Consider the following 14,588-nt stretch of genomic DNA (forward strand, 5'->3'; position numbering starts at 1 on the left):
CGATCTCGGCGAGGGGCCGTCGGCCGCGGACGAGGCGGTCGCGGCCGAGTTGGGCGTCAAGGCGCTGCTCGTGGCCGGCCCCGACGGCACCCTGCGGAACTGACGGGGCTCGCATGGCGATGTCGCCGTTCCTGGCCGGGCTGCGGGCCAAGGTCGGAACCGACCTGCTGATGCTGCCGTCCGTGTGCGGCTGCGTGTTCGACGCGTCCGGGAGGCTGCTGGTGGCCCGGCACGGCGACACCGGGGTGTGGGCGGCGCCGGGAGGCGGCGTAGACCCCGACGAGCGCCCCCAGGACGCCGTGGTCAGAGAGCTGCGGGAGGAGCTCGGCATCGACGTCGCCGTCCGCGGCCTGGTCGGCGTGTACGGCGGGCCGGACTTCCGCACCGTCTACCCCAACGGCCACCAGGTGGCCTACGTGATCGCGGTCTACGCCTGCGTGGTCGTCGCCGGCACGCCCACCCCCGACGGGGAGGAGATCAACGACTCCCGCTGGGTGACCGAGCAGGACCTCGACGGGCTGACGATGACCCCGTGGACCCCGCACGTCCTGCCCGAGGTGTTCGCCTGGTGGCGTGACCAGGGCCGCTGATGGGCGAGAATGCATTGGTGACCTCGCCAGACAGCCATCGTGCCGGATTCGCCTGCTTCGTAGGGAGGCCGAACGTCGGCAAGTCCACGCTGATGAACGCCCTGGTCGGCCAGAAAGTGGCGATCACCTCGTCCAAGCCGCAGACCACCCGGCGGGCCATCAGGGGCATCGTGCACCGGCCCGACGCCCAGATCGTCATCGTCGACACCCCCGGCCTGCACCGCCCCCGCACGCTGCTCGGCGAGCGGCTCGACAGCCTCGTCCTGTCGACCCTCACCGAGGTGGACGTGATCGGTTTCTGCGTCCCGGCCAACGAGCCGATCGGCAAGGGCGACCGGTTCATCGCCGACAAGCTCTCGGCCGTGAAGAAGACCCCCGTCGTGGCCGTGGTCACCAAGTGCGACCTGGCCACCAGGGATCGGATCGCCGAGCAGCTCCTCGCGCTGTCACAGATCGCCGAGTTCGCGGCGATCGTCCCGGTTTCCGCGCAGTCGGGGGAGCAGCTCGACGTGCTCGGCGACGTGCTGATCGAGCACCTGCCGGAGTCGCCGCCGCTGTACGAGGGCGGCCAGCTCACCGACGAGCCCGAGCAGGTGCTGGTGGGCGAGCTGATCAGGGAGGCGGCGCTGGAGGGGGTCCGCGACGAGCTGCCGCACTCGATCGCGGTGGTGGTCGACGAGATGCTGCCACGCGAGGGCCGCGACGACCTGCTGGACATCTACGCGCACATGTTCGTCGAGCGCCCCTCGCAGAAGGCGATCGTGATCGGCCACAAGGGCGAGCGGCTGCGGGACGTGGGCACCAGGGCCCGCAAGCAGATCGAGGCCCTGCTGGGCAGCCGCGTCTACCTGGACCTGCGCATCAGCGTCGCCAAGGACTGGCAGCGCGACCCGAAGCAGCTGCGCAGGCTCGGCTTCTACGACTGATCGGAGTCATCGGCGGCCGACCAGCGCCAGCACCGCCAGGACGACGACCGCCAGCGAGCTGGCCAGCGCGGCCCACCAGCCGTACTGGATGACCGGTTCGATCGACAGCAGGCCGCCCAGGTCGATGGAGATCCGGTCGCCCACGTCCTTCGGGTCGCTGATGAACATCACCAGCACCACCGCGGCCAGCGCTCCCGGGATCATCGCCAGAGCGGCCAGCCGGGGCCGCGACAGCGTCCCCGCGAGGCCGAGCGCGGCCGCCGCCAGGCCCGCGACCAGGGTGTAGATGCCGAACCTGTCGTCGGTGCCGCGCAGGCTGCGCGTCACGCCGCCGCCGATGAGGTCGCTGCTCGCCTGGATGCCCGCCCACGGGAGGACGGCGCAGATCGCGAGCACCGCCCCGGCGACCAGGACGGCCAGCGCGTAGCCGCGACGCGTCGCGCGCCGCCGCGGCGCGGGCTGAAGGTCCACACGATCACCATAGGACGGCTTCGGCCCGCCTTCCAGGCGCAACCACGGACTCCCCCCACTCCAGCCGCTGCCGGAGCTCCACAGCGTCCCCGGCCAGGGCGGACACCAGCACAGCGGGCCCGGCAAGCGGCAGCACAGCAACCCCGTCACCCAGGACACTCTGGTCCAGCCTCCCGCCAGTGGGGCTGCTTTGGGTCGGGCTTCCCTCGGGAGGGCTTCCCACAGCCTGTTCCTCCCCGGCAGAGGTGGTTATGGAGGGGAGGGTGAGGAGGGCGGTGCCGATGCAGCGGGCGTCGCCGTAGACGGCCGGGGAGCGGTCCAGGAGTGGGTCGCCGACCGTGTACTCCTGCCTGAGCAGGGGACGTCCGGCGAGGGTGGCGTCGAAGCGGGCGTGGCAGCGGCCCGGCGTTTCGCCGTACCTGCCGAAGACGAGTTCCTCGCGCCACAGGACCCGCGCGTTCTCCGCCAGCGCCAGCTGGACGTGCGTGCGGTGGGCGCATCCGGCGGCCAGGACGGTCGGTTCGGGGGTGAAGCGGAGCACGGCGGACTCGCCGACGGTGGCCGTGATCCGCATGCTGGACTCGCCGTCGCCCGGCAGCACCAGCGTGGCGGCGACCGAGCCGACGTCCAGCGTGGTGCCGGGGGCCAGGTCCAGGCGTAGTTCCAGGTCGTCGCCGCCGAGGGGGCCCGCGGCCGTGGAGACCAGGCGGACCGCGTGCGGCCCCGTCTGGCGCAGCGTCAGCGGCGGCGCGGACAGCAGCCGTGACAGGACGGTCCGCCCGTCAGCCGCCAGGCTGGTGGCGATCACAGCGCGAGCACGCATCACGCGCCAGGCCCACCGGCCACCTGCACGGCGGGCGTCCCTCCACTGGCCAAGGCGGCCGGGCCTGCCGGGCTGGAGGTGTGCCGCCAGGACGTCACCTCGTCGGCCACCCAGGCGGCGACCGGGGCGGCGGAGCGGTCCTGCCTCAGGGAGGTGAACAGCACCGGCCTGTCGCCGCGTACCGCCGCCGCGTCGCGGGCCATCACGTCCAGGTCGGCGTCGACGAGCGGGGCCAGGTCGGTCTTGTTGACGACCAGCAGGTCGGCGGTGGTGACGCCGGGGCCGCCCTTGCGCGGCACCTTGTCGCCGCCCGACACGTCCAGGACGAAGATCTGCCTGTCGGCGAGGCCGCGGCTGAACGTGGCGGTCAGGTTGTCACCGCCGCTCTCCACGATCACCAGGTCCAGCGGGCCGAACCGCGCCTCGAGGGTCTCCACCGCGTCGAGGTTGGCGGCGATGTCGTCCCTGATCGCGGTGTGGGGGCAGCAGCCGGTCTCGACGGCGAGGATGCGTTCCTCGGCGAGTACTCCGGCTCTGCGCAGGAAGTCGGCGTCCTCGGTGGTGTAGATGTCGTTGGTCACCACGCCGAGGTTGAACGACGTCCCGAGGGTGCGGCAGAGCGCCGCCACGAGTGCCGTCTTGCCGCTGCCGACCGGCCCGCCGATGCCGAGCCGCAGCGCTCTGCCGCGGCCGTCCGGGGCGTGGTGGTGGTCGTCGTGAACGGCGCCCATACGAGGTCCCTCCTCAGGAGACGAACAGCCTGGTTCTGGCCCGCGCGTGCTGCTCTGCCAGCAGGTCGAGCGCGGGGGCGGAGTGCGCGGGCAACCGGCCGGGCCGGGTCGGGTCGGCGGCGAGGCAGGCCTGCGCGGCGGTGTCGGTCAGGTCGGGGCCGAGGTCGGCCAGCAGCCGGTGGACGGCCACCGGGTCGAGCCCCAGCAGCCGCACCGCCGCGGTGGCCGGGCCAGTGATCGCGTGATAGGCCGCCGTGAGGGCGGCGTCCTCGGGGCAGGCGCCGGCCGCGTGCGCCGCCGCTCCCAGGGCTATCGGGTGATGGGCGTTCGGGACGTCCCGCGCCAGGTCGTCGAGCACCGGCGACGGCCACACCCGCCGGGCCACCCGCAGCAGCAGCCTGCCCTGGGTCCTGGAGGCGTCCCGCTGTGCGGGGGAGGCCGTCCTCGCGTCGGCCTCGCCGTCGAGACCGGCCCACACGGACGGCTCGGCGGCGGCCGGTGCTGCTGCGCAGGCGGTGGCCGCGAGGGCTGCGGCGACCAGCCCCGAGGTGGCCAGCCGCCCCCTGAGGAAGCTCCCCAGCGACGGCACGTCGTGGACGGCCCCCGTCCTGACCGCCTGCTCCGTGCCGCCCGAGTGGGCGTGCCCCCCGGCCGGGAGCCGGGAGTCCGTCAGGAGCAGCAGCGCGGGGTTCACGGCGGCCTCAGAACAGGAAGTAGCGCTGGGCCATCGGCAGGACGGCGGCGGGAGCCGGTTCGACGAGGTCGCCGTCGATGCGCACCTCGAAGGTGTCGGGGGCGACCTGGATGTCGGGCAGGGCGTCGTTCATAGGCATCGAGGACTTGCCCCTCGCGCGGACGTCCGACACGGCCGCGAGACGGCGGCGGACCGCGAGCCGGTCGGCCAGGCCCGCGTCCAGGGACATGGGGGAGACGAAGTGCAGGGAGGTGGCCGACGCCGTGGCCGGTGACGCGCCGAACATCGGCCGCGACAGGACCGGTTGCGGCGTCGGTATGGACGCGTTCGCGTCGCCCATCTGCGCCCAGGCGACCACGCCGCCCTTGAGAACGAGGGTGGGTTTGACGCCGAAGAACGCCGGGTCCCACAGGACGAGGTCGGCGAGCTTGCCCACCTCGACCGAGCCCAGCTCGGCGTCGAGGCCGTGCGCGACCGCCGGGCAGATCGTGTACTTGGCGACGTAACGGCGGGCGCGCAGGTTGTCGGCGGGCCCGCCCAACGGGCCGCGGCGCTGCTTCATGACGTGGGCGGTCTGCCAGGTCCGGATGATCGTCTCGCCGACGCGGCCCATCGCCTGCGAGTCGGAGCCGATCATGGAGATCGCCCCCAGGTCGTGCAGGACGTCCTCGGCCGCCATGGTGGCGGGCCTGATCCTGGACTCGGCGAAGGCCAGGTCCTCGGGGATCGACGGGTTCAGGTGGTGGCAGACCATCAGCATGTCGAGGTGCTCGTCGAGCGTGTTGACGGTGTGCGGCCTGGTCGGGTTCGTGGAGGAGGGCAGCACGTTCGGGAAGGACGCCACCCGGATGATGTCGGGGGCGTGCCCGCCGCCGGCGCCTTCGGTGTGGTACGCGTGGATGGTGCGTTCGCCGATGGCCCGCAAGGTGGACTCGACGAACCCGGCCTCGTTGAGCGTGTCGGTGTGGATCGTCACCTGCACGCCGTTCGCGTCGGCGACGCTCAGGCAGGCGTCGATCGCGGCGGGCGTGGACCCCCAGTCCTCGTGCAGCTTGAACCCCGACGCGCCCGCGGCGAGCTGTTCGCGCAGCCCCTCGGCGCTGACCGTGTTCCCCTTGCCGAGCAGCGCGAAGTTCAGCGGGTACGCGTCGAGCGCCTCCAGCATCCTGGCGACGTACCAGGCGCCGGTGACGGTCGTCGCCTTGGTGCCCTCGACGGGCCCGGTGCCGCCGCCGACGATCGTGGTCACTCCCGACCCGATGGCCTCGTCGAGCAGTTGCGGGCAGATGAGGTGGACGTGCGAGTCGACCGCCCCCGCGGTGAGGATCTTCCCGTTGCCCGCGAGCACCTCGGTGGACGGCCCGATGACCAGGTCCACGCCGTCCATCGTGTCGGGATTGCCGGCCTTGCCGATGGCGGAGATCCGGCCGTCGCGGACGCCCACGTCCGCCTTGACGACGCCCCAGTGGTCGAGGATGACCACTCCGGTGATGACGAGGTCGGCCGCCCCCTCGGCCCGGGTGGCGCGCGCCTGCCCCATGGACTCGCGGATGACCTTGCCGCCGCCGAACACCGCCTCGTCGCCCGCTCCGGCGGGCCCCATCGACAGGTCGTCGGTGACCTCGACGAACAGGTCCGTGTCGGCGAGCCTGACGCGGTCGCCGGTGGTGGGGCCGTACAGGGCGGCGTAGCGGGCCCGGGAGATCTCACGCATCGAGCGGCCCCGCCCACTCCTGCCGCAGCCCCGGCACCACGCGGTTCCCCGCGATGGGGACGAGGGCGACGTCCCGCTCGACGCCGGGCTCGAACCTGACGGCGGTTCCGGCGGGGACGTCCAGCCGCATCCCCCAGGCGGCGGGCCGGTCGAACTCCAGGGCGGGGTTGGCGGCGGCGAAGTGGTAGTGGGACCCCACCTGCACCGGCCGGTCGGCCGTGTTGACCACGCGCACGGTCACCCGCTTCCGGCCCGGGTTCAGCGGGATGCCGCCGTCGGGGTGGGCGTACTCGCCGGGGATCACGGGATGGGCCTGTGGACGGTGACCAGCTTGGTGCCGTCGGGAAAGGTCGCCTCGATCTGGACGGAGTCCAGCATCTCGGGCACCCCCTCCATGACGTCGGCCCGTCCGAGCACGGACCGCCCCGCCTCCATCAGCTCGGCCACCGACCGCCCGTCACGTGCCCCCTCCATCAGGAAGGACGCGATGACCGCGGTAGCCTCTGGGTGGTTCAGCCGCAGGCCTCTGGCCTGCCGGTCGCGCGCGACCCCGGCCGCGACGTGGATGAGCAGCCGCTCCTGCTCGTGTGGGGTTAGCCGCATGGCCGGACGATAGGAACCGGCCGTTTCCACAAGATTGCAGGCCGATGTCGTGTCGGTTTCCGACTCACCTGATCACCCGCCGAGCCCGCGCGGGATGTCCTCACCTGATCGCTGGCCGAGCCCGCGCGGGACGTCCTCAGCCGATCACCGGCCGAGCCTGCGGGGGACGTCCTCACTCGATCAGCGAGCGGGCCTGCCCGCTGCCGGTCTCGTCGGCCAGTTCCTCGAAGGCGGCCAGAGCCGCGGCCGCCAGCTCGCGGGCTCGCTCCTGAGCGCCTTCGGCCCGGTTCACCCGGGCCAGGGCCAGCAGGGCGTGGGCGTCGAGGAGCCGGTCGCCCAGGCGGACGGCGATGCCCCTGGCCTGCTCCGCGGCCTCCCGCGCCTCGGGGATCGCGTCCTGCGCCAGCCGCACCGAGGACAGCTCGAGCAGCGTGTCGGCCTGCCTGTGCCGGTCACCCAGCTCGGCCAGGTGCTTGATGGCGGTGGAGAGGCGGTCGGCGGCCTCGTCGAGGCGTCCGGCGCGGTGCAGGACCGCGCCGAGCACGCGCAGCGCGTCGGCGGCGTCGCGCTGGTTGTCGGCCGCGTCGAGGCAGGTCAGCAGGGCGCGTTCGGCCTCGGCCAGGCGGCCGCGTTCCAGGTGGACGTGGCCGAGCCTGCGCCTGGTGTGGTTGACGTCCCTGGTGCGGCCCTCGCGCAGGAACATGCCGAGCGCGAGCCTGAGCCGGTCGTGCGCCGCGTCCCAGTCGCGCTCCGCCAGGTGCAGGTCGCCCTGGTCGCGCAGGACGAGCGCCTCCGCGCGCACGTTCCCCGCACGGCGGGCCGACCCGAGGGCCGGCCCGGTGACGCGCCGCCAGTCGTCGAGGTAGCGGTGCCGTTCGAGGTACGGCGCCAGCAGGTGCGCCAGCCGCCAGCAGCCGTCGTCGAGACCCGCCGTGTGCAGGTCGCCGACCAGGCTGACCAGGAAGGCCCGCTCGGCCGCCAGCCACTCGACCGACTCCCTGATGTCCCTGGTCGCGACGGCCGTCGCCGGGTCGCCCGAGACCAGGGAGAAGCGGGACGCCTGGACCCTGGCCAGGACGACCTCCACCAGGCCGGGCAGGGCGCGGGGCGCGGGCTGCGCCCTGGCGAACAGCCGGGTCAGATCGTGCAGGCGGTAGCGGAGCTGGCCCGCCACGTCCACCACGTGGGCCTCCAGGAGCCCGGCGTCGACCAGCGCCTCCGCCTGCCCGCCGCACAGCTCCGCCATCCAGTCGGCGAAGTCGGGAGCCGACAGCGCGCCGAGCCCGCACAGCGTCTGCTTGGCCCGCTCGGGCAGGTCGTCGTAGCCGATGGCGAACACGCTGCGCACGGCCTGGTCGCCGGCGTGCAGCCGGTCGAGCCGCTCGTGCTCGTCCTCCAGCAACTCCACCAGGTAGTCGACGGTCCAGCCCGGCCTGGCCGCCAGCCGGGCCCCGGCGATGCGCAGCGCGATCGGCAGGCCGCCGCAGAAGCGCGCCAGGCTGCGCATGGACGCGTCGGCGTCCCGGCCCGAACTCCGTACCAGCAGGTCGAGGGCGTCGTCGGGGGAGAGCACGCCCACCGGCACGCGGGTGGCCTCGGTCAGGCCGCCCAGCGAGGAGCGGCTGGTGATCACGGTCGGGCACGCGGTCAGCAGCGGGCGCACCTGCGCCTCGTCGGCGGCGTTGTCGAGCAGCACCAGCAGCCGCCGGTTGGCCGCGTACGCGCGCAGCAGCCGCTCCCGCTGGTCGAGTGCGGCCGGGATGGCCTGGGCGGGGCAGCCGAGCCAGCGCAGGAAGTCCTCAAGCACCGCCGAGGGCGCGGTCGTCTCGCGCAGGTCGGCGTAGAGGATGCCGTCGGGGAAGCGCTCGCGCTGCCGCCACGCGGCGTGCACGGCCAGCGCCGACTTGCCCGCCCCCGCCTGGCCGTGCACCACCACCTGGTCGCCGATCACCTGGTCGAGCAGCTCCTCGCGCCCGGTGAAGCCGGTCACGTCGTGCGGCAGCAGCACCGGCGGGCCCGCTGAGACGTGCAGCGACACGTCGTCGTGCAGCATCCGGTGGTAGAGCAGCTGCAGCTCCGAGTCGGGCTCGACGGCGTGTCCGTCGTCGAGCCGCTCGCGCAGCGCCGCGTACGCGTCCAGCGCCTCGGTGCGCCGCCCGCTGCGGTAGAGCGCGAGCATGTACTGGCCGCGGAACCGCTGCCACAGCGGGTACTCGGTGCTCAGCCCGCGCAGCTCGGCCAGCAGCTCGCGGTGCCGCCCGCTGTCGAGGCCCGCCTGGACCTTGCGCTCCAGCGCCAGCAGCCGCAGCTCGCCCAGCTCCTCGCGCAGCCGCCGCGTCTCCACCCAGCGCTCGCCGTCGGGGTCGAGGTCCTCCAGCGCCGGGCCGCGCCACAGCGCCAGCGCCTCCTCGTACGCCCCCCGCTGCACGAGCGACCTGAAACGGTCGACGTCGAGCTGATCCTCGCCGATGGCCAGCGTGTACGTGCCGGACACGGTCGTGATCACGTCCTTGCCGACGAGCTGGCGTAACTGGCCGACGTAGCCGCGCACGAGCGAGTCGGAGCGGTCGCCGCCCTCGCGCGGCCACATGAGGCCGCGCAGCCGCCCCACGGTCAGCGGGCGGCGGGCGTTGAGGACGAACATCGCCAGCAGGTCGCGGTGCTTGGGTGCGGACGGGGTGCGGTCGACCTCGCCGTCGCGCACCTCCAACGGACCCATGATGCGAAATTCCACAGAGCCTTCCTCAGGGCCTTCCTCGCAGAAGGAGATCTCGTCCAGAATTACACACCTGATGGCTCCCTTGACTCCCTCCGACCCGCACCGGTTGGGCCGCTACTGGCTCGCGGGCAGGCTGGGCGCGGGCGGCCAGGGCGTCGTCTACGAGGCGTACGGCCCGGCGGGCGAGCGCGTCGCGGTCAAGGTGCCGAGGTTCGACGACGCGCAGTCGCGGGCCAGGCTGGCCAAGGAGGCGGCGGCGGCCGAACGGGTCGCCTCGTTCTGCACGGCCAAGGTCCTCGAGGCCAGGGTCGGGGTGGCCGAGCCCTACGCCGAGCCGTACATCGTCAGCGAGTTCGTCCCCGGGCCGAACCTGCGGCAGGTGATCACGGAGGGCGGGCCGTACGAGGGCGACACGCTGCGGCGGCTGGCCATCGGCGTCGCGACCGCGCTGACCGCCATCCACCAGGCCGGGATCGTCCACCGCGACCTGAAGCCCGACAACATCATCCTCGGCCCCGACGGGCCGCGGGTGATCGACTTCGGTGTGGCCCGGGAGGTCGGGCCGACCACGACGGGGCCGGTCATGGGCACGCCCAACTACATGGCGCCGGAGGTGTTCACCGGGCGCGGCGCGACGGGCGCGGCCGACCTGTGGGCGTGGGCGCTGGTGGTGCTGTTCGCCGCGCGCGGGGCCGACGCGATCGAGGCCGGCGAGCCGATGGCGGTGGCGACGAGCGTGCTCGGCTTCCGCCCCGACACGGCTGGGCTGCCCGAGCCGCTGGGGGCGCTGGTGGCGTCCGCGCTGGCCGGAGACCCGGCGGAGCGGCCGGCGGCCCGGGACGTGCTGCTCGGCCTGATCGGCGACGGCGGCGACCCGCTCTCGCGCGGCGGCGAGCTGGCAGGCCCGCTCACGGGCACGGCCGAGCCGGACCTGGGCGCGATCGCCGAGGAGCTGTACGGCGAGCTCTCCGAGGAGGAGCGGGCCAGCGTCCCCGAGGTGCTCCTGCGCATGATCGACGGTGACGCCTCGATCAGGCCCGTCACCCGCGCCGAGCTGCCAGAGACCGAGGCCGTCGACGCGATGCTGGAGTTCTTCGCCTCCGCCGGGCTCGTCACCCGCACCGGGGAGGCGTACGAGCTGGCCAAGCCGGGCCTGATCCAGGCCTGGCCGAGGCTGCGCTCGTGGGTGGCCGACAACCGCGACGGCCTGCCCGTGCACCGGCGCCTGGCCGACGCCGCCGAGCTGTGGGACAGCAACGGCAGGAAGCCCGGCGACCTGCTGCACGGCTCCCCCCTCGACCGCACCCTCCAGTGGGCCGCCTCCGAGCGCAGGGACCTCACCCTGGCCAGGCGCGAACGCGAGTTCCTCGACGCCGCCTCCCAGCAGTCCAGGCGGCAGTCCAGGCGACGCGGGCTGCTCGCGGCGGCGCTCGCGGTGCTGCTGGTGGCGGCGCTCGGCGGAATCGGGCTGGCCGAGTACCGGCGCGAAGTCGTCGACAGCCAGCGTGACACCGCGCTGGCCAGGTCGCTGGCGCTGCGCGCGGGAACCCTGCGTGATGTCGACCCCCGGCTCGCGCGGCTGCTGAGCGTGGCGGGCCGGCACCTGGACCCCGAGGCCCCGGAGCCGCGCGGCGCGCTCTACGAGTCGCTGTCCAACCCGCTCAGCGACGCCTTCACCCCTCCCGACGCGACCGACGGCACCCTCTACGCGCTCGACGCCGACGGCCGCGTGCTGGCCTCCGTGCTGGCCGGGCGGGTCAGGGTGTGGGACGTGCGCGCGCACGCGCGGCTGGCGGAGTTCACCGGCGTGGGCGAGGGCGTCACGAAGGCCGCGCTCAGCCCCGGCGGACGCACCCTCGCGGTGCAGGACGCCCAGGGTGTGCGGCTGTGGGACGTCAGCGCGGGTACCCCGATCGGCGGCGTGTTCGGCGTGCCCGCGGGCGAAAGCGGCGAACTCGCCTTCGACCGGGCGGGGCGCACGCTGTCGGTGCCGGAGGGCAGCGCGTCGGTCGAGCACTGGTGGGACGTCGCGACGCGCCGGCGGCTGCTGGCCGGATCGGGCGCGAGCCTGGACGCGGTAACCCCCGACCGTCGCCTCGGCGTCGTGTCCAGCGGCGGGAGGGGCCAGGACGAGCTGTGGGACCTGCGCAGCGGCGAACGGTTACCCGTTCCCGGGCTGCCCGACAAGGCCGACACGCTGAACGTCAGGTTCAGCGACGACGGCAGGGCGATGGCGATCACCGAGAACCTGCCCACCCCCGGCCAGACCCGGATGCGGGTGTTCAGCGTCCCGTTCGGCAGCGTCCTGGGCGGCGACTTCAGCATGGAGGCAGGGGCGAGCGTGGAGTTCGGGTTCGGCGGACGCTACGTCGCCGCCTGGACGTGGATGAAGAAACTCACGGTGTGGCGCCGCCAGGGCTGGCAGATCGTCCTGCAGCGCGACTTCCACGCGCCCGTCAGCGATCTCCACTTCGACCAGGCCGACCACGCCCTGCGCTACCTGTCGGACGAGGGAACGGTGTACACCGTGGACGTCTCCGCGCTGTTCGACCCGCCGGTCACGCCGGGGGCGCCCGACGGCGTCGCGGTCCTGTCGCGGCAGGGGCGCGCGCTCGGGCTCGTCACCCCCGGTCAGGTGCGGCTCTGGGACGTGACCACGACCCACCCGCCCGGCCTCGACGCCCCGGCCCACGCCCGCCCGCTCGGGCCGCCCGTCCCCGCCGGCCGCAAGGCCACGTTCACCGTCAGCCCCGACGGCACGCGGCTGGCCGTGGGAGACGAGACGGGCGTCCGGGTCGTCGATCCGGTCTCCGGCAGGACGCTCAGCCGGGTCGCGGCCCCGACGGCTGCCAGGAACGTCGACGAACTGGCGTTCAGCCCCGACGGCCGCACCCTGGCGGTCGCGCCCTCCGGTTCCGACGGCGTCTCCGAGCCGGTCGAGCTGTGGAACCTGGCCATGGGGGCGGTCACCCGCACGGACGTGCGCCGGGGAGCCGGGCTCGCCTTCCGGCCCGACGGCAGGCTGCTCCTCGCGGGCGCGCCTCCCCAGGCCGTCAACCCCGCGACGGGCGCCCGGCTGCCGGTCGCGAGCGAGGCCGGCCGGTTGTCGGGCGCCTACGCCTTCAGCCCTGACGGCAGGCTCGTGGCCGTCTCCGGGCCCGACAGCATCACCCTGTGGGACGGGGCCCTCAGGGCACAGGTCGCCGCCTTCCCGCCGGTCACGGGCAGCGACGTCGAGGCGCTGGTCTGGTCGCCCGACGGGCGGACCATCGCCACCTACGAGGTCGGCGACCGCGTCAGGCTCTGGGACGTCCAGGCCAGGCAGCCGCTCGGCCTCGTGTTCGACGGCCAGAAGGAGGGCCCCTCCCTGGGCCACGTCGCCCTGGCCTTCAGCGGTGACAGCCGCGTGCTCTACAGCGCCACCCCCGACGGCGTCGTCCGCGAGCACCCTCTCGACGGGGATGAGATCACCGGCGCCGTCTGCCGCAGAGCCGCCCGCACGCTGACGTCCGAGGAGTGGCGCCAGTTCCTTCCCGAAGCCGACCCCTTCGAGGTGTGCGCCCGCTCTCAGGGGCGGACCGCGCCGTAGGACCCGGAGCTCAAGGGCGGACCGCGCCGTGGCTCCCCGCCCACTCCTGCGCCGAGCGGACGATGTGGCGCAGGCGCTCGCTGTGCGCGCCGTGCCAGTAGATCTGGCCGCAGTCATGGCACCGGCCGTAGACGTCGTAGGTGCGCCGGGTGCCCGCCTCCAGCAGGGGCGCCACCTCGTGCTTGGACACCGGCGACAGCTCGCCGTTGCAGGCCGTGCACCTCGTCCAGGGGCGCAGCGGCGGGGCGAACCGGCCCAGCAGGTCGCGCAGCTGGTCGTCGGGGCGCGAGCCGCGGACGTAGGCCCCCAGCCAGAGTGCGCGGCGGCGCAGGAGGCCGCGGTCCTGGGTGACCAGCACGCGGTGCTCCTCGTTCGCCTGGATCACGAGCGACGGGTCGTCCATGTCGTTGTGGTAGGCCGTGTCGATGCCCAGCAGGCGCAGGCGGCGGGCCAGGGTGCCCAGGTGCACGTCGAGCAGGAAGCGGGGCTCGGCGGGCAGCTGCTGCGGCCTGGGCACCGCCTCGACGCGCACCACGTCTCCGGGTTCCGGCAGGTAGGAGGGGCTCACGCCGCAGGAGCCGACCGTCATGGGGCCGACCTCCGTCAGCGGGATGCCGACCGATTCCACGTGGTGGCCCAGCGTCGAGGAGCCGTCAGGGGTGATCGGCTGCGATTCCCTGCGCCGGCTCACCGGCAGGAACATGATCAACTCTGGGGCTATGTGGAGAAACGCGTCCCTTTCCGTCACATCGTCCATTCTGCTGGACCCGATAACGTGAACCTGTGCCAATGTCCCGCCGCTCGTTCCTCGCGCTCGCCGCGTTCGGGGTGGGCGGCTGCTCGGGGGCCGGTGCGGGGCGGCCGCCGCTGCGGCTCGCCACCGGGCTGGCGGGCGGGCCGTACGGGGCGCTCGGCGACCGGCTCGCGGTCGAGCTGCGCCACGTCGGGTTCACCGTCCAGGTGCTGGCGACCGCGGCCAGCGTGCAGAACCTCGCCATGCTCACCGACGGGCGGGCCGACCTCGGCTTCGCGCTGGCCGACAGCGCCGACGACGCCGTCCGCGTCCGGCATCAGCCGGTCTCGGCGCTGGCCAGGGTGTACATGAACTACGTCCATCTCGTCGTGCGCAGGACCTCCGACATCCAGCACCCCAAGGATCTCGCCGGCCGGCCGCTGTCGATCGGCGTAGAAGGTTCGGGCACCGCGGTGACCGCCGTGCGGGTGCTCGCCGCCGCCGGGCTGAGCACGCCCGCCCGCGTCTCCAGGCTGGGCCTCGACGAGTCGGTCAAGGCGCTCGACGACGGCGAGATCGAGGCGTTCTTCTGGTCGGGCGGTGTCCCCACACCCGCGCTCGCCTCGCTGGGCGACATCAGGCTCCTCTCGCTGGAGACGCTGGTGCCGACGCTGCGCCGCACGTACGGGCCGGTCTACGAGCACGCCTCGGTGCCCGTGGGCGTGTACGGCGCGGCCAAGCCGGTCTCGACGGTCGGCACGCCCAGCTACCTGATGTGCCGCGACGGGCTGCCCGACGAGGTGGCCTACACGGTCACCGACACGCTCTTCCGCGCCCGCGACCGGCTCCAGGCGCCCTCGGCGCCCGGCGGCCGCCTCGACAAGCGCTACGCGATCGGCACCGGGGTCGTCCCGCTCCACCCGGGCGCCGCCCGCTACTACAGGTCGGTCTACGGCTGACCCGGCCGTGGCTCCACGGCCGGGTCAGCCGTAGAC

The 14,588-nt window shown here is 73.9% G+C and carries 13 protein-coding genes; 4 read left to right on the forward strand and 9 right to left on the reverse strand.

Annotated elements, in window-relative coordinates:
• Positions 1-113 precede the first annotated feature (113 nt).
• The gene (locus ABZ297_RS42750; protein WP_355358901.1) at positions 114-590 is read left to right on the forward strand and encodes an NUDIX domain-containing protein; all 477 of its coding nucleotides are present in this window, start codon (positions 114-116) and stop codon (positions 588-590) included.
• Complete coding sequence (era, locus tag ABZ297_RS42755) at positions 590-1,516, forward strand: GTPase Era (RefSeq protein ID WP_355358904.1); 927 nt, start codon at positions 590-592, stop codon at positions 1,514-1,516. The genes ABZ297_RS42750 and era overlap by 1 nt, the downstream gene beginning before the upstream one ends.
• Positions 1,517-1,522: 6 nt before the next feature.
• Here era and ABZ297_RS42760 read toward each other — a convergent pair whose 3' ends face one another.
• From ABZ297_RS42760 to ABZ297_RS42795, 8 genes are all read right to left on the reverse strand, one after another.
• A complete protein-coding gene (locus tag ABZ297_RS42760) occupies positions 1,523-1,987 on the reverse strand; it encodes a hypothetical protein (RefSeq protein ID WP_355358907.1) in 465 nt (154 codons plus the stop codon).
• Between the two features lie 4 nt (positions 1,988-1,991).
• Positions 1,992-2,795: an urease accessory protein UreD gene (locus tag ABZ297_RS42765; RefSeq protein ID WP_355358910.1), complete on the reverse strand. Its 804-nt coding sequence runs from the start codon at positions 2,793-2,795 to the stop codon at positions 1,992-1,994.
• Positions 2,796-2,809: 14 nt separating this feature from the next.
• Complete coding sequence (gene ureG, locus ABZ297_RS42770) at positions 2,810-3,541, reverse strand: urease accessory protein UreG (protein WP_355358913.1); 732 nt, start codon at positions 3,539-3,541, stop codon at positions 2,810-2,812.
• 13 nt (positions 3,542-3,554) lie between these two features.
• Entirely contained in the window at positions 3,555-4,235 is a 681-nt protein-coding gene (locus ABZ297_RS42775; protein ID WP_355358916.1) for an urease accessory UreF family protein, read from the reverse strand.
• Between the two features lie 7 nt (positions 4,236-4,242).
• Positions 4,243-5,949: an urease subunit alpha gene (locus ABZ297_RS42780; RefSeq protein WP_355358919.1), complete on the reverse strand. Its 1,707-nt coding sequence runs from the start codon at positions 5,947-5,949 to the stop codon at positions 4,243-4,245.
• Positions 5,942-6,253 (reverse strand): urease subunit beta, encoded by a 312-nt coding sequence (locus tag ABZ297_RS42785; protein WP_355358922.1) that lies wholly within the window; start codon positions 6,251-6,253, stop codon positions 5,942-5,944. Before ABZ297_RS42785 ends, ABZ297_RS42780 begins: the two co-directional genes overlap by 8 nt.
• A complete protein-coding gene (locus ABZ297_RS42790; RefSeq protein ID WP_355358925.1) occupies positions 6,250-6,552 on the reverse strand; it encodes an urease subunit gamma in 303 nt (100 codons plus the stop codon). The genes ABZ297_RS42785 and ABZ297_RS42790 overlap by 4 nt, the downstream gene beginning before the upstream one ends.
• Positions 6,553-6,724: 172 nt before the next feature.
• Complete coding sequence (locus tag ABZ297_RS42795) at positions 6,725-9,286, reverse strand: BTAD domain-containing putative transcriptional regulator (RefSeq protein WP_355358928.1); 2,562 nt, start codon at positions 9,284-9,286, stop codon at positions 6,725-6,727.
• 58 nt (positions 9,287-9,344) lie between these two features.
• Here ABZ297_RS42795 and ABZ297_RS42800 point away from each other — a divergent pair, with 58 nt between their 5' ends.
• Positions 9,345-12,860, forward strand: coding sequence for a WD40 repeat domain-containing serine/threonine-protein kinase (locus ABZ297_RS42800; protein WP_355358931.1), 3,516 nt, complete (start codon positions 9,345-9,347; stop codon positions 12,858-12,860).
• Positions 12,861-12,870: 10 nt separating this feature from the next.
• On the opposite strand, the gene ABZ297_RS42805 is transcribed toward ABZ297_RS42800, so the two are convergent.
• Positions 12,871-13,617, reverse strand: a complete 747-nt coding sequence (locus ABZ297_RS42805) for a Mut7-C RNAse domain-containing protein (protein WP_355358934.1) — start codon at positions 13,615-13,617, stop codon at positions 12,871-12,873.
• A gap of 32 nt (positions 13,618-13,649) precedes the next feature.
• Between ABZ297_RS42805 and ABZ297_RS42810 the strand changes: the two genes are divergently transcribed.
• Entirely contained in the window at positions 13,650-14,552 is a 903-nt protein-coding gene (locus ABZ297_RS42810) for a TAXI family TRAP transporter solute-binding subunit (protein ID WP_355358937.1), read from the forward strand.
• Positions 14,553-14,588 lie beyond the last annotated feature (36 nt).

The organism is Nonomuraea sp. NPDC005983, assembly GCF_040614375.1.
Classification (GTDB): domain Bacteria; phylum Actinomycetota; class Actinomycetes; order Streptosporangiales; family Streptosporangiaceae; genus Nonomuraea.